The following is a 19443-nucleotide window of genomic DNA, read 5'->3' as shown; positions in this document are numbered from 1 at the left end:
CAGTTTGTCCGTCGTGCCGCCTCTCGACGGTCGTAGGTTGTCCGCTGACCTGGTCCGTCCGTCCTTTGTGGAGGCTTGCCCGATGAGCAGCACCGCCGCCCGCGCCGCCGCCCGTGCCGCCCGTGCCGCCGCCGTTCCCGCTGCCCGCGAGGAGTCCGGGGACGGGCTGTGGGACATTCCGCTGCCGCCGTACGTCACGGGGGAGGACGCCCAGTTCGCGGTGCGGGCGGTCGTGGTGCACGCGCCCCGACGCTGGTCCGGCGGCACGGTCTGCCGTAACGACGCCAGCCCGCACCCCTGCCGGCTGCACCGCTGGGGCCGGCGGGTGCTCGCCCTGCGCGGCCTGCGGGCCGCCGAGATAGACCTGCTGATCGAGCGCGGCGACCCGGCCGCCACGGTCCGCCCGCCGGACCGGCCGGGTGCCTGACGCGTCCGCCGACCCGTCGGACGCCCGTGGGCCCGGGCCCCTTCCTCCGCACCCGGAAGGGGCCCGGGCCGTTCCGACAGGTGACGCCTGCACCCGCTCGGGGCCCGTGGCGCAACGCTGCATGCGCTGATGCTGCCATGGAGGATTCTGCCGGCCAACCCCATCGGGCGAAGGTTAGTGCCGAATCGGCAGGTGGTCGGGGTTCGGGCGCGCCCGCCGGCCGCGTCAGGCGGTGCTGGCCGCGGGGCCGGTGGGCTCCTCCGGTTCGGCGCGGTAGTGCGGGTTGCGGCGCACGACGAGCGGGGCCGCGAGGGCGGCCAGCGCGGCGCCGAGCAGCGGGAAGACGACGAACACCCAGAGCTGCCGCAGGGCCGCGCCGCCCTCGAACACCGCCGGGCCGAACGACCGGGCCGGGTTGACCGAGGCGCCGTCGAGGGTCAGGCCGACGGCGATGCAGGCCGCGAGGGCCAGCCCGATCGCCAGCCCCGCGAACCCGGCATGCTCGGCCCGGCTGGTCACCACCAGCACGACGAGGACGAACAGGAAGGTCAGCACCGTCTCCAGCACCGCCGTGCCGCCCAGGTTGATGTGCGCGCCGTAGCCGTTGGCGCCGAGCGCGCCGGTCTGGTCCACCACGCCGCCCCACCGGGTCAGCCCCCACAGGAGCAGGGCGGCCACCGTGGCCCCGGCGAACTGCGTGATCCAGTACGCCACCGCGCCGACCGGGGAGATCTTTCCCGACAGCAGCACCCCCAGGGTCACCGCCGGGTTGACGTGGCAGCCCGAGAGCGGGCCGATGGTGTAGACCAGCGCCAGCACGATGAAGCCGAAGGTCAGCGCGACCACCACCACGCCGCCCTGGACGCGGGCGAAGACCGCGCTGCCCACGCCGAAGAAGACCAGCAGCAGGGTGCCGACGAATTCGGCCGCGTACCGCCTCGCGTCGTCCATGTGCTCCAGCGTAGGGAGCATCCGGGCAGCTCGGAGCCGGTTCGGCCGCACGGTCTGATCGAACTCGTTCCATTTGACGGATGCGACCGCAGCGGGCACGGTGGGTGCAGGGGCGCGTTCCGAGCAGCCCCGTTCCGCCCGGTGACGGCCCTGCCGTCACCCGAGCTCCCCCGTGTGATCGTCCGCGGGCTGAGCCCGGTCTGCACCGACAGCGACCGAGAATCCACGAGGAGTGCCCCATGCTCACCATGACCGACAACGCCGTGCTGGTGATCCGCGACCTGGCCGCCCAGGAGGACGTCGCCGAGGGCGGCGGCCTGCGCATCGCCGCCGACGCCGACGCGGGCTCGCTCAGCATCGAGCTGGTGCCCGAGCCCGTGCAGGGCGACCAGGTGGTCGACCACCAGGGCGCCCGGATCTTCCTCGACTCCGACGCCGCCGACCTGCTCACCGACACCTCGGTCGACGCCACCGTGGACGACGAGGGGGTCGTGCAGTTCGGCTTCACCGAAAAGTAGCGGGCCCCTCGCCGCGCCGGCCCGTCGCGCGGGCGGGCCGTGCGGTGGGGTGGCGTTCGCCGCCGTGCCGGAGCTGGTGCAGCACGTGGGCCAGGTGGTGCGAGGTGCTCCAGGCCGCCCAGTTCGTCGTCGAGCCGGCCCCGGCCACCCGCCGGGCCCGACGCAGGATCTCGTGGTCTCCCCACGAGAAGGCCGCCCCGGCCGCCGGCCAGTGCGCCGCCGACACCAGCGTCCGGCACAGGTCGGCCACCCGCTCGTCGCCCCGGCCGCCCCGCCGCGACCAGCGGTAGAGCCACCATGCGTGGTCGGTGGCGTAGCGGACCGTGGGCAGGCGGTCGGAGGGCGCCTCGCCGCCGGGCACCGCGCAGCCGACCGCGTAGTCGCCGTACCGGACGCCGAGGTCGGCCAGCCGACGCCAGAGCAGCCAGTCCCAGCGTTCGAGCCGGACCGGCTCGTCGGTGGGGAATCCGGACAACGTCGGTGGCAGTCCACCGGCCGCCACCGTCACCGTCCGCCAGGCGTGCCGCCGCGCCCAGTCCACGAGCCGCCGGACGCGCGGCTCGGCCAGCCGCACGTCCGCCGGGCAGCAGACGTCCCCGGCGTCGACGAGGAGTTCGCACTGCTCGGGCACGAGCCGGGTGAGCCGCCAGATCCGTTCCACCGCGGCCGTCGTCGCGTCCGGGCCGGACCGGTCGCTGCGGGCCCGCAGCCGCACCACCAACCTCCCGGCGTACGCCCGGGCCGCCACGCCGTGCGCGGCCAGCCGCGCGTCGCTGTCCGCGAGCCCGGCCGCCGGCACCAGCGGCACGTTCCACCGGGCCAGCTCGGCGTCGGGCCCGTCGGGCAGGGCGGTCACGTCGACCACCGGCAGCAGCCCGGGCGGGAGCCGGGCGAACGCCTCCGCGAGGGCGCGGTCCACGATGGACACGTCGAGGACCGGGGCGATCAGGGCGGTCGCGGCGCTGTCGAGGTGGCGGAGCGCCTCCAGCTCGCCGCGGCGGCAGGCGAGAATGGGATGGTAGACCGGTTCCGCCGCCCGGCCCCCGTGGGCGGACGCCATACTTCAATGTAGCGAGGCGTCGGCGCCCGCCACAGGGCCTGCGACAAATGCCGGGCGTCCGGCCAGGGGCGCTCGTACGATCCCCGGATGCCCGACGTGCCCTTCCGTTACCGATCGTCCGAAGAGGACAGCGCCCGCTGGGCCGGATTCCCGTTCCGCGACGGCGACATCGTCATCAGCACCCGGTCCAAGAGCGGCACCACCTGGATGCAGATGATCTGCGCCCTGCTGGTGTTCGGCGCGCCCGACCCGCCGGCCCCGCTGTCGCGGCTCTCGCCCTGGCTGGACTGGCTGGCCGAGCCCCGCGACGAGGTGTACGCCCGGCTCGCCGCCCAGCCGCACCGCCGGTTCGTCAAGACCCACACCCCGCTCGACGGGGTGCCCCTGGACGACCGGGCGCACTACGTGGTGGTGGCCCGGCACCCGCTGGACATGGCGGTCTCGCTCTGGCACCAGAGCGGCAACCTCGACCGGGCGCGGCTGGCGGAGCTGACCGGCCGGCCCGCCCCGACGGGGCCGCGCGCCCCGCGTACCCCGTTGGTGGAGTCGTTGCGGCGCTGGGTGGACCGCGAGGTCGACCCGCGCGCGGAGCTGGACTCGCTCCAGGGGGTGTTGTGGCACCTGGGCGACGCCTGGGGCCGCCGCGACCGGCCCAACGTGACCCTCGTGCACTACGACGACCTGGTGGCCGACCTGGCGGGGCAGATGCGCGCCCTGGCCGGGCGGCTCGGCGTCGAGGTGCCCGAGGCGCGCTGGCCGGAGCTGGTCGAGGCGGCCACCTTCGACCGGATGCGCGAGCGGGCGGACCTGCTGGTGCCGGATCCGGCGGGGGTGCTGAAGGACCGCAACGCCTTCTTCCGGCGTGGCCGTTCCGGGCAGGGGCGGGAGCTGCTCGACGAGGCGACGCTGGCCCGCTACCGGGCGCGGACCGCCGCCCTCGCCCCGCCGGACCTGCTGGCCTGGCTGCACCGCGACCGTTGAGCCGGGCCGGTCGGCGGGCGCGGGCCGGTCGGCGGGCGCGGGCCGGCGCGCCGTGCGTCCGGCCGCCGGCCCCGGGCAGGAGCGCACGGCGCCGCCGCGACCCGGGGGTCGTAACGTCGCCGCGCTCCGGCCGTCTCCCGCCACCGCAGCCCTACGGCGGTACGCCGGCGGGGACCTGGCTCGACCGACCGGGTGCGTCGGTCGAGGAGTCGATGCCCCGTCCGGCCGGGTCCAAACCTCGGATCAGTGGGAAAGTCCACGATCCGTCGTTCCCGGCGTGACGCGGGGCGGAACCGGGTATGTGCGGGCCATGGAGCATTTCACGATCGCGACCGTCGCCGAGAAGAGCCCGGACTTCCGGCGGGTGCTGTGGACCGGCGGGCACACCCAACTGGTGATCATGACGATCCCGCCGGGCGGCGAGATCGGCGAGGAGGTCCACGAGGGCATCGACCAGATCCTCACCTTCGTCAGCGGCACCGGCGAGGCCCGGGTCGCCGGGGAGAAGAAGGAGGTCGCCCAGGGCGACCTGGTGGTGGTGCCGGCCGGCACGAAGCACAACTTCGTCAACACCGGACCCAACCCGCTGGTGCTCTACACCGTCTACGGCCCACCCGAGCACGCCGACCAGGCCGTCCACCACACCAAGGAGGAGGCCGACGCGGCGGAGGCGGCCGGCGAGGACGAGCCGCCCACCTCCTGAGCCCCGCCGGGGGAGGGCCGGGCCGCCCGCACGCCGGGCCGGCCCCGCCGCCCCGTCCGCGCCGGCCGCCTGATCCGGTTCCGCCGCCTGATCCGGCCCGGCGCGGGTACCCCGGCCGGGTGGAACAGCCGCCCATCTCCGACTACGCGTTCCTGTCCGACTGCCGCTCCGGTGCGCTGGTGGGCCGGGACGGCTCGGTCGACTGGTGGTGCCCGGACCGGTTCGACGGCTCCGCCGTCCTCGCCCGGGTGCTGGACCCGGCGGCCGGGCACTGGCGGCTCGCCCCGCTCGCGCCGTCGCGGGTCGAGCGGGCGTACCGGCCGGACACGCTGGTGCTGCGCACCGTCCACCACACCCCCTCCGGCAGCGTCGCGGTCACCGACGCGCTCGCCGCCGAGGCCGGCGCGCGGGGCCACCAACTGGGCATGAACTCCCCGGCCGTGCTGCTGCGGGTCGTCGAGGGGCTCACCGGTCGGGTCCGGATGGGCCTGGACCTCGCCCCGCGGCCGGAGCACGGCCTGCTCACGCCGTACCTGCACGAGCAGGCCGACGGCAGCGTGCTGGCCGCCGCCGGCCCGACGGTGCTGGTGCTGGCCGGCACCGGGCCCGCCCTGCGCGCGGACCGCGACCGGGCCCGGCAGGAATTCGCGGTCGAGGCCGGTCAAACCTTCGGCTTCACCCTCGCGTACGCCCCGGCGTACGGCGACCCGCCGGTGCGCCTCGACCCGGTCGCCGCGCTTGCCGACACGACCCGGGCATGGCAGGCGTTCCGCGAGTCCCACCACTACGACGGCGAGTACGCCCCGCAGGTCCGGCACAGCGCGGTGGTGCTCACCGGCCTCACGTACGCCCGCAGCGGCGCGGTCGCCGCGGCCCTGACCACGTCGTTGCCGGAACGCATCGGCGGCGACCGCAACTACGACTACCGGTTCTCCTGGCTGCGCGACTTCGCGGCGACGATGCGCGCCCTCTGGGTGGCGGCCTGCCCGGAGGAGGCGTCCCGGCTGTTCGCCTGGGTGGCCCGCTCGATCGGCCGCGTCGGCGACGCGCCGGTGCCCGTGCTGTTCGGGCTGGAGGGTGAGCGGGACCTCTCCGAGCACGACTGCACCCACCTGCGGGGATACGCCGACAGCCGGCCCGTCCGCGTCGGCAACGACGCCTGGCGGCAGCGGCAGCTCGACGTGCCGGGCGAGGTGATCTCGGCGGTCTGGCGGCTGCACGAACAGCTCGGTGACCCGCTCGCCGGCGAGCTGGCGGAGATGGTGGTCGGCCTCGCCGACCAGGTGGCCGCGACGTGGCGGCTGCCGGACCGGGGGATGTGGGAGACCCGGGACGCGGACCGGCACTACCTGTCGTCCAAGGTGCTCTGCTGGGTGGCGCTGGACCAGGCGGTGGCGCTGGCCCCACGGCTCGGCGGGCGGGCCGACCCGCGCCGCTGGGCGGCGACCCGCGACGAGATCCGCGCGACCGTGCTCCGGGAGGGCTGGAACGAGCGGGTCGGCGCGTACACGGGAGCCTTCGGCTCGCCGGAGCTGGACGCCTCGGTGCTGCTGCTGCCGGTGGTGCGCTTCGTCGACGCGACCGATCCCCGGATGCGCGCCACGATCGAGGCGGTCGAGCGCGGGCTGGGCGCCGGCAACGGCCTGGTGCGGCGCTGGTCCGCCGACCCCGCCGGCTTCCTGCTGTGCTCGTTCTGGCTGGTGGAGTGCCTGGTGCTGGCCGGCGAGCGGGCTCGGGCCCGGCGGTTGTTCGAGCGGGTTCTCGGGCACGCCAACGACGTGGGGCTGCTGCCCGAGCAGATCGACCCGGGCACCGGCGCCCACCTCGGCAACACGCCGCAGGCGCTGTCGCACATCGGGCTGGTCAACGCCGCGTGGCGGCTGACCGACCCGGCCACGACCTGACCCGGCGCGCTGCGCCCGGCCGGTCAGGCCACGACCGGGGCCGCCGAGACGTCCACCGTCTCCGGGTACTTCAGCCCGGCGCCCGTGTTGAGCACCACCACCCGCTCCCCGGCCCGGATCCAGCCGCCCTCGCGCAGGTGCCGGGCGGCGGTCAGGCAGGCCGCCCCCTCCGGGCAGAGCAGCAGCCCCTCGTCGACGCCGAAACGCCGCAGGTCGGCCAGCAGCTCCGCGTCGTCCACCGCGATCGCGGTGCCGGCGCTGGCCCGCAGCGCGCCGAGGATCAGCTCGTCGCCGAGCGGCGCCGGCACGGTGATGCCGTACGCGACGGTGCGCGCGTCGGCCCACGGCCGTGCCCGATCCTCCCCGGCGGCGAAGGCGCGCACGATCGGCGCGCAGCCGGTCGACTGCACGGCCACCAGCCGGGGCGGCCGGTCGGTGATCCAGCCCAGCCCGTGCAGCTCCTGCATCGCCTTGTGGATGCCGATCAGCCCCACCCCGCCGCCCGTCGGGTAGACGATCACGTCCGGCACCTGCCAGCCGAGCTGCTCGACGATCTCGTACCCCATGGTCTTCTTGCCCTCCAGCCGGTAGGGCTCGCGCAACGTGCCGGCGTCGAAGACCGCGCCGCCGGCCGACGCCACGAGCGCGGCCACGTGCCGGCCGGCGTCGCCGATCAGCCCGTCGACCAGCCGCAGGTCGCCCCCGGCGGCCAGCACCTCCCGCCGGCAGATGGCCGGCGCGTCCAGCGGCATCACGATGGTCGACGCGAGGCCGGCGCGGGCCGCGTACGTCGCCCAGGCCGCGCCCGCGTTGCCGTTGGTGGGCAGGGCGACCCGCCGTACGCCCAGCTCCCGGGCCCGGCTCACGCCGACCGCCGCGCCGCGCGCCTTGAACGACCCGGTCGGGGTGAGCCCCTCGTCCTTCACGATCAGGTCGGGGATGCCGATCCGGGCCCCGTACGTCGGGGCGCGCAGCAGCGGCGTCCAGCCCTCGCCCAGCGTGGTGACGTGCCGGGGGTCGGCCACGGGCAGCAGCTCCCGGTAGCGCCACAGGTCGGCCGGGCGCAGCGTGAACCGCTCCGGGGTGACCGCGGCGGCCACGGCCGCGAGGTCGTAGCGGGCCAGCAGGGGCGAGCCGCAGGCGCACAGGTTCTGCGGCTCCGTGGCCGGGTGCGCCCGCCCGCAGCGCGGGCACTCCAGGTGCGTCAGGTACACGATGCGTTCTCCCGCTGTCGGCCCGCGGCGCTCACGTCGCCTCGGTGGTGACGTCGATGCTCAGCCAGCGCCGGCTGCGCCGCCCCGGCTCGTAGGCCGAGTCCAGGCGCTTGGCCACCACCCCGGGCAGCCCCTGCTCGCGGGCCGCCCGCAGGGCCTCGACCCCGGCGCCGGGAAACCACGGCGGGGTCTGCCAGCGCGCGCCGACCAGGGCCAGGCCGTCGAGCAGTTCGCGGCGGCGCGCGTACGGCAGCTCGGCGCTCGGCGCGCCCTCCAGCCAGAGCAGGTCGAACAGCAGGTACTGGCCCGCCGGGTCGGAGCGCCGGCCGCCGCCGGGCCGAGCCGGCCGGACCCGCCCGCGCCGGTCGATGTCGACCAGCACGCCGTCGAGGACCGCCTCCGTCGGCGCCAGCTCCTCGGCCAGCTCCCGCAGCCACGGGTACGCCCCGGCGACGTCCGCGCCCGAGTCGTCGCGCAGCCGCAGCCGGCCGCCGGAGACGTACGCCGCCGCCCGCACGCCGTCCCAGCGGGGCTCGTACCCCCACTCGGCGGCGTCGCGCGGGAGCCCGGCGGCCCGGGTGGGGCGCATGGGGCGGACCAGCTCGGGCATGCTGCTCCAGCCCGGCGGCGCGGGGTCGGTGCGGCGGACCAGCCAGTCCCGCCCGCCCGTGGCGAACAGCACGTACCGGCCGCTGGTGCGCCGCCCGTCGAGCACGACGACCACCTCGTCGTCGCGCCACTTCTCGCTGCGGTACGTCCCGGCGTCGTGGATGATCATCTTGCCGCCGCCGTACTCGCCGGCCGGGATCTCGCCGTGGAAGTCGAGGTATTCCATCGGGTGGTCCTCGGTGTGCACGGCCAGGTGGTTGCGGCCCGGCTCCCGGGGCAGGCCGCGCGGCACCGCCCAGGAGGCGAGCACGCCCTCGTGCTCCAGCCGCAGGTCCCAGTGCAGCCGGCGGGCGTGGTGCTGCTGGATCACGAACCGGGCCCGCCGCCCGTCGCCGCCGCCCCGGCGGCGCGGGGGACGCTGCGGCACCGGCTCGGGGGTCCGCTTCGCGTCCCGCCGGCGGCGGTACTCCTCCAGGCGGTCGGCCACCCCCGCATTCTCCGTCGGACCGGGCGGGCGCGCAGGCCGGTGCGGGACACCGCGCGTGCCGCGGCGGGCATGGCCGGCGCGATCAGGGGTACGACAGCGGCCATGGACACCCTCGACCAGCCCACGGCCCTGCTCCCCGGCGACGTGCGGATGCCGCTGCTCGGCTTCGGCACCTGGCAGGCCACCGGCGAGGCCGGGCACGCGGCGGTGCTCGCGGCCCTCGACGCCGGCTACCGGCACGTCGACACCGCCACCATGTACGGCAACGAGGCGGAGGTGGGCCGGGCGGTCCGCGACAGCGGCCTGCGCCGGGAGGACGTCTTCGTCACCACGAAGCTGCCGCCCGACCGGGTGGGTCGCGAGCGCGAGACGATCGAGTCCAGCCTGCGCGCCCTCGGCCTCGACCACGTCGACCTCTGGCTGGTCCACTGGCCGCCGTCGGCGGCGTCGGACAGCATCCCGGTGTGGCGGGAGCTGATCGCCGCGCGGGACGAGGGCCTGACCCGCGCCGTCGGGGTGAGCAACTACGGCACCGCGCAGCTCGACGAGCTGATCCAGGCCACCGGGGAGGTCCCGGCGGTCAACCAGATCCGCTGGGGCCCTTCGCTGTACGACCGGCGGCGGCACGCCGAGCACCGGGACCGGGGCGTGGTGCTGGAGGGCTACAGCCCGTTCAAGACCACCGACCTGTCCGACCCGGTGCTGACCCGGATCGCCGCCGCGCACGACGTGTCGCCGGCCCAGGTGGTGCTGCGCTGGCACGTCGACCACGGGATCGTGGTGATCCCGAAGTCGGTCACCCCGGAGCGGATCCGCGCCAACGCCGACATCTGGGGCTTCTCGCTGACCGCCGAGGAGATGCGCGACATCGACGCCCTCGGCGGCTGACGTCCACGCGGCGGCGGGGCTCGACCCGCGGCGCGGGGGCGGCCCGGGACCGGGCCGCCCCCGCCGTGCGTGCGGTGGCTAGGAGCGGGTGCAGGTCATGCCGTTGAGGGTGAAGCTGCTCGGCGACGAGTACGCGCCGCTCAGCGTGCCCTGGTAGCCGAAGGTGGCCGTGCCGCCCGGGGCGAGCGTGCCGTTGTGGCTGATGTTGCGGGCCGTCACGGCCGAGCCGCTCTGGGACACGGTGGCGTTCCACGAGCTGGTGATCTGCTGGCCGCCCGGCAGGTTGTAGTTCAGCGTCCAGCCGTTGAGCGTCGCCGTGCCCGTGTTGGTGATCTGCACGTCGGCGGTGAAGCCGTTGTTCCACGAGTTCGCCGTGTACTTCACCGCGCAGCCGCCGACGCCCGGAGGCGGGGTCGGGTTGGTGGTGGGCGGGGTGCCGCCGGTGTTGACGCTCTGCGAGAAGTTCGTCACGGCCAGCCCGGCGCCGCCCTGCCAGGGCTCGAAGCCGGCCTGGATGCTGGTCAGGTACCAGGAGTTGGTGATCGCCCCGCGGTTGCGCGTGTCGTTGATGAAGTGCAGCACGTCGAAGCTCAGGCTGGGGATCGCCGACGACGCGACGTAGGAGATCACGTTGTTGCCGCCGTTGTTGCCGCGCCAGACCTCCCAGGTGCGTCCGGCGATGTTGGCGTTGCCCACGGGGGAGCCGATCGGCTGGATCGGGCCCTGCCGGTTGAGCCAGATCATGATCTCCATCTGGTTCACCCCGTCCCGCTTCGGGCTCGGGTCGAGCCAGATGTCGTACGAGGCGTTGTAGATGGCCCCGCTGACGTAGCGGTAGTTGATGCTGCCGGGGGCGCTGCTGATCTGGCTGACCTGCACCGGCAGGTTGGTGCCGGGCGAGCAGTTCGTGTAGTGGCAGCCGACGAAGATCGACGGGTACGCGGTGGGCGCGCCGTTGGTCGGGCTGCTGCCGTTGAGGGTGGTGATCTCGAAGCCCGTGCTGGTGGCGTTGATGCACTGCTGGGCGGTGGTGCCCCAGCGGTTGTTCTGCACGACGTACCTGCCGCCGATGACCGTCGAGCCGTACTGCTCGCAGATCTGGGTGTCGGCGGAGGCGGTGCCGCCGAGGGCGACGGCGACGATCGAGGCGGCCGCGAGGAGGCCGGCGGCCGCGAGGGCGCGGAGTGGACGCTTCATGATGCTCCTTGCTGCGACGGCGGAACGCTCGGGACGGGTCGGGGGTGCTGCGGTGTGGAGGTGGGTGCGGGAGCGCTCCCACGCTCCGCCGACACATTTACATGTTTGAAACCGTTGCGCAAATGAAGCGGTTAAGTTGGCGCGGGATCGCCGTTCGACCCGTCGAACGGCGGCCACGAATCACCGGCCAGCAGAAGGCGTCCCTCGCCCACCCGCCCGGCTGCCTCGACCAGTGCGGCGGCCATCCGCGCCCGGGTCTGCGGCCCCAGCCGGGCGACCGGCGCGCAGAGCGCGATCGCCTCCGTCGCCGGCCGCCGCAGCGGCACCGCCACCGCGACCGCCGCCAGCCCCGGGTCGCACTCCTGCGCCTCCGCCGCCCAGCCTCGCTCGCGCACCGCCGCCAGCTCGGCGCGCAGCCACGCCGGCCCGGTCGCCGTGCTCTCCGTCCGGGCCGGCAGCGGCCAGCTCAGCAGCCGGTCCACCGCGTCGTCCGGCCGCTGCGCGAGCAGCGCCCGGCCCGCCGCCGTGGCGTGCGCCGGCAGGCGGCAGCCGACCGGGTGGTACGCGCGCAGCGCGTGCGGCGACTCCCGCCGGGCCAACAGCACCACCGACCCGCCGTCGAGCCGGAACAGCTGCGCGGTCTCGGCGAACCGGGCCGCCAGCCGGTCGAGCACGCCGCCCAGCAGGCCCGTCGCCCCGTCGCGGCCCAGGTATGCCGCACCGACCTCAAGGGCTCGCAGGCCGAGCGCGAACCGGCCGCCGCCGTCGTCCGTCTCCACCCAGCCCCGGGCCAGCAGGGTGCGCAGGAGCGCATGCAGGCTGCTCTTGGGGATGCCGAGCGCCCGGCTCAGCTCGCCAAGCGGGCGCGGGCCGCCGGCCGCCGCGAGCGCCTCCAGCACGTCCAGGGCGCGGCCGGCCGACTTCACCGCCCGGTGCGCGTCGCCCGCCGTCACCCCAACACTTTAGCGTCCATCGATGGATTGGCCCACCGTTCGAACCACGTTCGGCCTGTGGAACAACTTTTCTGCCCGCCCGGCCGGCCCGTCGGGCGTCCCGCGGCGATCGACGCAACCCGTCGAGGGGTGACCCGCCCGAGACGAACGGCTCTGGCGTGGGTCGATCGCACCGAGTAGTGTCTTGCCTCCAACGCGTGCCGCTACCCCCCGGAGGCGTACACCACGATGGGTGGCTCCCCCCTGCGCATCCTCGTCGTCGGCGCGGGCATCGCCGGTCTGGCCGTGGCCCGGGCACTGCGGAGGGCGGGTCTGCGGCCCGACGTCACCGAGCGCCTGCCCGCGTCGGCCCTCATCGACACCGGTCTCTACCTGCCCGGCAACGCGGCCCGCGCCCTGCGCGGGCTCGACCTCGACGGCCCGGTGCGCCCCCTCGGGCAGATCATCCGCCGGCAGTGCTTCCTCGACGCCGCCGGCGACCCGCTCTGCGAGGTCGACCTGTGCTCGCTCTGGGCGGACGTCGGCGAATGCCGCGCCCTGCCCTGGTCGGAGCTGCACCGGGTGCTGCTCACCGGTGCCGGCGGCGAGGTCCGCCACGGCGTCGAGGTGCGGGAGATCGAGCTGCTGCCGGCCGCCGTCGGCATCACCTTCGCCGACGGCGTCACCGCCGAGTACGACCTGGTGATCGGCGCCGACGGTCCCCGCTCGACCGTGCGCGCCCTGGCCGCGCTCGGCGGGGCGCCCCGCCCGGCCGGGCACGTCGTCTACCAGGGCATCGTCCGGGGCGGCCCGCCGGTCGACGAGTGGACCGCGCTGCTCGGCCAGCAGGCCGGCTTCCTCGTCGTGCCGCTCGGGGCCGGCCGGCTCTACTGCTGCGCCGACGAGGTGGGCGTCACCGCCCCCGCCGACCCCCTCGCGCGGCTGGCCGAGCTGTTCGGCGCGTACGCCGGCCCGGTGCCCGAGGTGCTCGACGCGCTGGAGCAGGTGCACGTCGGCGTCACCGAGGAGGTCGAGCTGGGCCGGTGGTCCCGGGGGCGGGTGCTGCTCGTCGGCGACGCCGCGCACGCGACCGCGCCCACCCTGTCCCAGGGCACCGCCATGGCGCTGGAGGACGCCGTGGTGCTGGCCGAGTCGCTGACCACCACCGACACCGTCGAGGCGGCCCTGGTCGCGTACGAGAGCCGCCGTCGCCCGCGTACCCAGTGGGTGCGGGACCGGACCCGGGACCGCAACCGCACCCGCGACGTGCCGCCGGCCCTGCGCGACCCGTTCCTGCGGCGGCGCGGGGCGGAGATCTTCGGCGCGCACTACGGGCTGCTGGTCAAGCCGGTGTGAGCGGGGCCGTCGGCGCTCCCGGCGGGCGGACTGCCGGCCCCCGGCGCGGCCCACCCGGCCCCGGGGCCGCCGGCCGCGCCGGGCGAGCGCGACCGGGCGGGGCGTGATCGTAGCCGGCCACCCCACGCGGCACCCCCACCTGCCGGGGACTATCCTCCTTGCGGATGACGGCTCGCAGATAACCAGGGCGTGCCGAGCGGGACAACCCAGAACCGGAGGCCACTCGTGACCACCGTCGCACCCAAGCCGGTCGTGACCCGGCCCTGGCCGGTCCGAGAGCCGGTCAAGGGGTCGGCACTCGCGCGGCTGCTGCGCACCACGGACGCGAAGCAGATCGGGATCATGTACATGGTCACCGCGTTCGCGTTCTTCATGATCGGTGGCCTGATGGCGCTGATCATGCGGGCCGAGCTGGCCCGCCCCGGGTTGCAGTTCCTGTCGCCGGAGCAGTACAACCAGCTGTTCACGATGCACGGCACGATCATGCTGCTGTTCTTCGCGACGCCGATCGTGTTCGCCTTCGCGAACTACGTGGTGCCGCTGCAGATCGGCGCCCCGGACGTGTCGTTCCCGCGGCTGAACGCCTTCGCGTACTGGCTCTACCTGTTCGGCGGCACGATGGCGACCGCCGGTTTCCTCACCCCGGGCGGCGCCGCCGACTTCGGTTGGACCGCCTACACCCCGCTGAGCACCGCCGAGCACTCGCCGGGCGTCGGCGCGAACATGTGGGTCGTCGGCCTGGCCGTCTCCGGTCTGGGCACCATCCTCGGCGCGGTCAACCTGATCACCACGATCCTGACCCTGCGCGCCCCCGGCATGACGATGTTCCGGATGCCGATCTTCACCTGGAACATGCTGGTCACCAGCCTGCTGGCGATCCTGGTCTTCCCGCTGCTGGCCGCCGCGCTCTTCGCGCTCGCCGCGGACCGGCTGCTCGGCGCGCACGTCTACGACCCGGCCACCGGCGGCCCCATGCTGTGGCAGCACCTCTTCTGGTTCTTCGGCCACCCCGAGGTGTACATCATCGCGCTGCCGTTCTTCGGCATCATCACCGAGGTCATCCCGGTCTTCTCCCGCAAGCCGATCTTCGGCTACAAGGGGCTGGTCGCCGCGACCATCGCCATCGCCGCGCTGTCGATGAGCGTGTGGGCGCACCACATGTTCGCCACCGGCCAGGTGCTGCTGCCGTTCTTCAGCTTCCTGAGCTACCTGATCGCCGTGCCGACCGGCATGAAGTTCTTCAACTGGATCGGCACCATGTGGCGGGGGCAGATCACCTTCGAGACGCCGATGCTCTTCGCCATCGGCTTCCTGGTGACCTTCCTCTTCGGCGGCCTCACCGGCGTGATCCTGGCCAGCCCGCCGCTGGACTTCCACCTGCACGACTCCTACTTCGTGGTGGCGCACTTCCACTACGTGCTGTTCGGCACGATCGTGTTCGCCGTCTTCGCCGGCATCTACTTCTGGTTCCCGAAGATGTTCGGCCGGATGCTCGACGAGCGGCTGGGCAAGATCCACTTCTGGCTCACGATGATCGGCTTCCACACCACGTTCCTGGTGCAGCACTGGCTGGGCAACGAGGGCATGCCCCGCCGGTACGCCGACTACCTGCCCGACGACGGCTTCACCACGCTCAACATGATCTCCACGATCGGGGCGTTCATCACCGGCATCTCGACCCTGCCCTTCATCTGGAACTGCTGGAAGTCGTACAAGACCGGCCCGGTGGTCGAGGTCGACGACCCGTGGGGCCACGGCAACTCGCTGGAGTGGGCGACCAGCTCGCCGCCCCCGCTGCGCAACTTCGACCGGATGCCCCGGATCCGCTCCGAGCGCCCCGCGTTCGACGCGAAGTTCCCCGAGCTGGCCGCCGGCCAGAGCCTCGCCGGCCCGCCCGAGGGCGGCTCCAAGCCGCTGACGAGCGAGTCCGACAACGGCGCCAGCTACCAGGAGGACACCGCGGGCAACGTCGACCACCGCTGACCCGCCGGTCAACCCGTACGACGGGCGCCGCACCCCACCGAGGGCGCGGCGCCCGTCGCCGTCTACGCCGGCCGCCCTTACGGCCGGGCGTGCTGCCGGGCGTGCAGCCGTGCTGCCGGGCGTGCAGCCATGCGACCGGGGCGTGCGCGCGAGCCACGCAGCCGCGCAGCCATGCAGGACGAGGCGCGCACCCGTGCGGGGCGAGCGGGCGAGGCGTACGGCCATGCGGGGCGAGCGGGCGAGGCGCACGGCCGTGCGGGGCGAGCGGGCGGGGCGGGCACCCGCGCAGCCCTCCGGGCGAGGCGCGCAGCCGTCCGGGCGAGGCGCGGCCTGCCGGCCGCACGCGCCGACTCGCCCCCCTCCAAGGGGCGAGAACCAACCAGCCCCACTCCGGTGATCAAGAGATTTGCGTCATCGTCGAGATCAACTTTGACGCTTTCCTCTTGATCACCAGGGATGACCGACCTGCCGCGTAGCGGGTCGGTCATCCCTGATCCCCCGCCGTGTCGGCGACGTGGCGGGGTTGGACGGGGCTGGATACCGCTATGTCGGCGACATGGCGGGGGATCAGGCGCGGGGCCGCGGTGGGCGGTGGGCCTTCGCGGCCCGTGATCCGGGTGAACACCGACGGCCGGGGCCGACCGTGACCGGCGGAGGGATCAAGCCTGACCGCCCGGAGCCGGGCACGGTCGGCCCCGGCCCCCACCGCGCAACCGCGCGCAGCAGGTCAGCCGCGCAACTGCCCTCACCGGGCACGCCGTGTAACCGCGCACAGCAGATCAGCTGCGCGACGGCCTTCACCGCGCACGCTGTGCAACCGCCCTCAGCAGGTCCGCCGCGCAACCGTCCCCTCCGGGCACGCCGTGTAACCGCGCGCAGCAGGTCCGCCGCGCAACCGTCCCCACCGGGCACGCCGTGTAACCGCCCGCAGCGGGTCAGCCGGTGACGCCGGCGGCAGCGGAGGCCGGGGTGGTGGAGCCCGCGTCGGCGGGGGCCGGTGTGGTCGGGTGCGACGCGGTAACCGGGGCGGCAGCGGGCGGGGCGGCAGCGGGCGGGGCGGCAGCGGGCGGGGTGGCCGGGGTCGGGGCGGTGGGGCGGCGCAGCTCGGCGGGGAGCACGGCGGCGGCGACCAGCAGCCCGATCGCGCCGGTGACCACGAAGCCCCACGGCGGGGCGGAGGCGTCGATGACGGCGCCGGCCAGGGGCGCGCCGAGGGCGATGCCGACGGTCACCGCCGAGCCGTGCAGACCCATCGCCTCGCCCCGCACCTCGGCGGGGACGAGCCGGCTGACCGTGTCGGCCGTCGCGGCGAGCGTCGGCGCGCAGAGCATCCCGGCCGGGACGAGGGCGAGGCAGAGCAGCCACCAGTGCGCGCCGCCGAGCCCGACGGGGATGGTGCACAGGCTGAGCACGGTGACCAGGGCCAGGGGCGAGACCGGCCGGCTGACCGCGCCGTACGCGAAGCCGCCGACCAGCGACGCGACCGCCCACGCGGCGAGCACCGCCCCGGTCCAGCCGACCTCGCCGCCGGCGCGCAGGACGGCGACCACCGCGACGTCGGTGCCCCCGAGCACCAGGGTCGTGGCGAGGCTCACGGCGAGGACGGCGACCAGCCGGCGGGTCAGCCACTCCCGGCGGGGCACCCGCCGCCCCTGCGGGGCGGGTTCGTCGGCGGCGCGGGTGGGCGGGTCGAGCAGCCAGAGGGTGACGCCGGCGGCGACGATGCCCGCGCCGACCGCGTAGAGGGTGACCCGGGCGGACACGGCGGTGGACATCGCCACGGCGAGGGCGGGGCCGACCATGAAGGACAGCTCCACCGACATCGAGTCCAGCGCGTACGCCGGGCGGCGGTGCTCGGGCGGCGCGAGCGCGGCGATGGACTGCCGGATCACCGAGAAGATCGGCAGGGCGAGCAGGCCGGCGACGAACGCGGCTGGCAGCAGCACCGGGTACGGCAGCGCCGGCGCGGTGGACCAGAAGATCGCCTCGGCGACGGTGGTCAGCACGAGCACCGGCCGCAGGCCGCGCCGGTCGACGAGCCGGCCGAGCAGCGGGCCGCCGAGCGCCGCGCCGACGGTCATCGCCGCACCGACCAGGCCGGCCGCGCCGTAGCCCCGGCCGAGGTCGAGCACCACGTGGAAGGTGATGGTCACCCCGGTCGCGGTGAGCGGGACGCGGGCGAGCACGGACACCAGCAGCAGCGACCGAAGGCCGGGCAGGGCGAGCGCCTGGCGGTAGGGCGACATGTTCACGACGGTGGGCACCTCCGTCCGACATCCTCGGCCGGGGGTGTGACACCCGCCAGCGGTTTACCCGCTCAGGTGGCCGTGATCACCGGCGTGCCGGTCATCGCCACCCCGGCGCCCTCCATCGCCCGCAGGGCCACGTCCAGCGTCTCGGGCGCCACGGCGGCGGTGAGGTCGAGCAGGACGGTGGTGGCGAACCCCTCCCGGGCGGCGTCCAGGGCGGTGGCCCGTACGCAGTGGTCGGTGGCGACCCCGACCACGTCGACCCGGTCGACCCCGCGGGCGCGCAGCCAGTCGGCGAGGTGCTCGCCGTCCGCGGCGTGCCCCTCGAAGCCGGAGTATGCCGCCGCGTGCTCGCCCTTGTGGAAGATCGCCTCGATCCGGCCGGTGGCCAGCTCGGGGTGGAACTCCGAGCCGGGCGTGCCGACGACGCAGTGGGCGGGCCAGGAGTCGATGTAGTCGGGCGGGTTGCCGAAGTGCGCGCCGGGGTCCACGTGGTAGTCCTTCGTCGCCACCACGTGGTCCCAGCGGTCGGGCTCGGCGGCGAGCAGCCGGGAGATGCCCGCCGCGACGCCGGCGCCGCCGGCCACCGCGAGGGAGCCGCCCTCGCAGAAGTCGTTCTGCACGTCGACGATGATCAGCGCGTTCGCCATGCCGGGGGTGCTCCTTCGCGGTAGGTCGGTGGCGGGCGGTCAGCCGGCGGGGACGACGGTCACCGGGACCGCCGGGTCGCCGGCGGAGAGCTTGAGGCCCTCCCACGGGATCGAGATGAGGCACTGCCGCAGGTGCTCCCGGGACTCGTCCAGCGTCGGCGGGTCGACCGGCTCGCCGCCGGCCACGTACGTCCGCTGGAGGAGCCGGTCGTGCGGCTGCCGGTCCGGCACCCCCTGCGGGACGATGACCTCCTCGGTCGCCGTGCCGGTCGGCTTGTGCCTGCGCACCGCGACCTTCCGGCCGCCGATGGTGGCCTTGTGCTCGGAGCGCTTGACCACCGGCCGCCCCGCCACCTCGACCAGCTTGTAGACCAGCCCGGCGGTGGGCGCGCCGGAGCCGGTGACGACGGCCGTGCCCGCCCCGTACATGTCGACGGGCTCGGCGGCGAGCGCCGCGATGGCGTACTCGTCGAGGTCGCCGGAGACGATGATCTTCGTCTCGGTGGCGCCGAGCGAGTCGAGCAGCTCGCGGGACTGCTGGGCGATCACCGCGAGGTCGCCGGAGTCGATCCGGACGGCCCGCAGCTCCGGCCCGGCCACCGCGATGGCGTTGCGGATGCCCTGGCTGATGTCGTACGTGTCGACCAGCAGCGTGGTGTCCTTGCCCAGCGTGGCGACCTGCGAGGCGAACGCGGCCCGTTCGTCGTCGTGCAGCAGGGTGAACGCGTGCGCGGCGGTGCCGGCGGTCGGGATGCCGTACCGCTGGCCGGCGGCCAGGTTGGAGGTGAACCGGAACCCGGCCAGGTACGCGGCTCGCGCCGCCGCGACGGCCGCCTCCTCGTGGGCCCGCCGGGAGCCCATCTCGATCAGCGCGCGGCCCCGGGCGGCGGTGACCATCCGGGCGGCGGCAGCGGCGACCGCGCAGTCGTGGTTGAGCACCGACAGCACCAGCGTCTCCAGCACCACGCACTCGGCGAAGCCCCCGGAGACGGTGAGGATCGGCGAGCCGGGGAAGAACAGCTCGCCCTCGGCGTATCCGTCGATGTCGCCGGTGAAGCGGTAGCCGGCCAGCCACTGCGCGCCGGCGTCGTCGACGACGCCGGCGCGGCGCAGGAAGTCGACCTCGTCGGCGGAGAACCGGAAGTCGCGGATCATGTCGATCAGCCGGGCGGTGCCGGCCACCACCCCGTAGCGGCGGCCGGTGGGCAGCCGGCGGCTGAAGACCTCGAAGACGCACGGGCGGTCCGCGGTGCCGTCGGCCAGGGCGGCGCTGACCATGGTCAGCTCGTAGTGGTCGGTCAGCAGCGCGGGGCGAAAGGTGCTCACCCGCCCAG

General features: G+C 75.0%; 17 protein-coding genes. 8 read left to right on the top strand and 9 right to left on the bottom strand.

Annotated features, from left to right (window positions below; translation table 11 throughout):
• Positions 1–82: 82 nt before the first annotated feature.
• Positions 83–427, top strand: coding sequence for a hypothetical protein (locus ACFYWL_RS13345; protein ID WP_386971580.1), 345 nt, complete (start codon positions 83–85; stop codon positions 425–427).
• Between the two features lie 225 nt (positions 428–652).
• Here the strand turns inward: ACFYWL_RS13345 and ACFYWL_RS13340 are convergent, their stop codons facing one another.
• Positions 653–1378 carry an MIP/aquaporin family protein gene (locus ACFYWL_RS13340; RefSeq protein ID WP_386971578.1) on the bottom strand — a complete coding sequence of 242 codons (726 nt, stop codon included), beginning with the start codon at positions 1376–1378 and terminating at the stop codon, positions 653–655.
• Positions 1379–1617: 239 nt separating this feature from the next.
• Here ACFYWL_RS13340 and ACFYWL_RS13335 point away from each other — a divergent pair, with 239 nt between their 5' ends.
• A complete protein-coding gene (locus ACFYWL_RS13335) occupies positions 1618–1896 on the top strand; it encodes an adhesin (protein ID WP_386971576.1) in 279 nt (92 codons plus the stop codon).
• On the opposite strand, the gene ACFYWL_RS13330 is transcribed toward ACFYWL_RS13335, so the two are convergent.
• A complete protein-coding gene (locus tag ACFYWL_RS13330) occupies positions 1883–2956 on the bottom strand; it encodes a hypothetical protein (protein WP_386971574.1) in 1074 nt (357 codons plus the stop codon). The two genes, ACFYWL_RS13335 and ACFYWL_RS13330, sit on opposite strands and share 14 nt — an antisense overlap.
• An 87-nt stretch (positions 2957–3043) precedes the next feature.
• Between ACFYWL_RS13330 and ACFYWL_RS13325 the strand changes: the two genes are divergently transcribed.
• The 3 genes from ACFYWL_RS13325 (at position 3044) to ACFYWL_RS13315 (ending at position 6544) form a co-directional block, all read left to right on the top strand.
• Positions 3044–3937: a sulfotransferase domain-containing protein gene (locus ACFYWL_RS13325; RefSeq protein ID WP_386971571.1), complete on the top strand. Its 894-nt coding sequence runs from the start codon at positions 3044–3046 to the stop codon at positions 3935–3937.
• 310 nt (positions 3938–4247) lie between these two features.
• Positions 4248–4640 carry a cupin domain-containing protein gene (locus ACFYWL_RS13320; protein ID WP_386971568.1) on the top strand — a complete coding sequence of 131 codons (393 nt, stop codon included), beginning with the start codon at positions 4248–4250 and terminating at the stop codon, positions 4638–4640.
• A 119-nt stretch (positions 4641–4759) separates the two neighbouring features.
• Positions 4760–6544, top strand: a complete 1785-nt coding sequence (locus tag ACFYWL_RS13315) for a glycoside hydrolase family 15 protein (protein WP_386971565.1) — start codon at positions 4760–4762, stop codon at positions 6542–6544.
• 23 nt (positions 6545–6567) lie between these two features.
• Here the strand turns inward: ACFYWL_RS13315 and ACFYWL_RS13310 are convergent, their stop codons facing one another.
• Complete coding sequence (locus ACFYWL_RS13310) at positions 6568–7758, bottom strand: threonine synthase (RefSeq protein WP_386971563.1); 1191 nt, start codon at positions 7756–7758, stop codon at positions 6568–6570.
• Positions 7759–7789: 31 nt separating this feature from the next.
• Positions 7790–8854 (bottom strand): DNA polymerase ligase N-terminal domain-containing protein, encoded by a 1065-nt coding sequence (locus tag ACFYWL_RS13305; RefSeq protein ID WP_386971560.1) that lies wholly within the window; start codon positions 8852–8854, stop codon positions 7790–7792.
• Positions 8855–8956: 102 nt separating this feature from the next.
• Here ACFYWL_RS13305 and ACFYWL_RS13300 point away from each other — a divergent pair, with 102 nt between their 5' ends.
• Positions 8957–9742, top strand: coding sequence for an aldo/keto reductase (locus ACFYWL_RS13300; RefSeq protein ID WP_386971557.1), 786 nt, complete (start codon positions 8957–8959; stop codon positions 9740–9742).
• 78 nt (positions 9743–9820) lie between these two features.
• Here ACFYWL_RS13300 and ACFYWL_RS13295 read toward each other — a convergent pair whose 3' ends face one another.
• Both ACFYWL_RS13295 and ACFYWL_RS13290 read right to left on the bottom strand, forming a co-directional pair.
• Positions 9821–10939 (bottom strand): cellulose binding domain-containing protein, encoded by a 1119-nt coding sequence (locus ACFYWL_RS13295; RefSeq protein ID WP_386971554.1) that lies wholly within the window; start codon positions 10937–10939, stop codon positions 9821–9823.
• A 131-nt stretch (positions 10940–11070) separates the two neighbouring features.
• Positions 11071–11892, bottom strand: coding sequence for an IclR family transcriptional regulator (locus ACFYWL_RS13290; protein WP_386971551.1), 822 nt, complete (start codon positions 11890–11892; stop codon positions 11071–11073).
• A gap of 228 nt (positions 11893–12120) precedes the next feature.
• Here ACFYWL_RS13290 and ACFYWL_RS13285 point away from each other — a divergent pair, with 228 nt between their 5' ends.
• Together ACFYWL_RS13285 and ctaD are read left to right on the top strand one after the other, a co-directional pair.
• On the top strand, positions 12121–13227 hold the full coding sequence (locus ACFYWL_RS13285; RefSeq protein WP_386971547.1) for an FAD-dependent monooxygenase: 1107 nt from the start codon (positions 12121–12123) through the stop codon (positions 13225–13227).
• A gap of 225 nt (positions 13228–13452) precedes the next feature.
• Entirely contained in the window at positions 13453–15210 is a 1758-nt protein-coding gene (gene ctaD / locus ACFYWL_RS13280; RefSeq protein ID WP_386971545.1) for a cytochrome c oxidase subunit I, read from the top strand.
• A gap of 935 nt (positions 15211–16145) precedes the next feature.
• Here the strand turns inward: ctaD and ACFYWL_RS13275 are convergent.
• From ACFYWL_RS13275 to ACFYWL_RS13265, 3 genes are all read right to left on the bottom strand, one after another.
• Positions 16146–17456: an MFS transporter gene (locus ACFYWL_RS13275; RefSeq protein ID WP_386972009.1), complete on the bottom strand. Its 1311-nt coding sequence runs from the start codon at positions 17454–17456 to the stop codon at positions 16146–16148.
• 71 nt (positions 17457–17527) lie between these two features.
• The gene (locus ACFYWL_RS13270) at positions 17528–18109 is read right to left on the bottom strand and encodes an isochorismatase family protein (protein WP_386971542.1); all 582 of its coding nucleotides are present in this window, start codon (positions 18107–18109) and stop codon (positions 17528–17530) included.
• 39 nt (positions 18110–18148) lie between these two features.
• Positions 18149–19435: a nicotinate phosphoribosyltransferase gene (locus ACFYWL_RS13265; protein WP_386971539.1), complete on the bottom strand. Its 1287-nt coding sequence runs from the start codon at positions 19433–19435 to the stop codon at positions 18149–18151.
• Positions 19436–19443: the final 8 nt, after the last annotated feature.

The sequence above is a fragment of the Micromonospora sp. NPDC002575 genome (genome assembly GCF_042889525.1).
In the GTDB taxonomy this organism is placed as follows: domain Bacteria; phylum Actinomycetota; class Actinomycetes; order Mycobacteriales; family Micromonosporaceae; genus Micromonospora; species Micromonospora carbonacea.
Note: the sequence above shows the minus strand (reverse complement) of the source record. Positions and strands in the feature narration are given on the sequence as shown.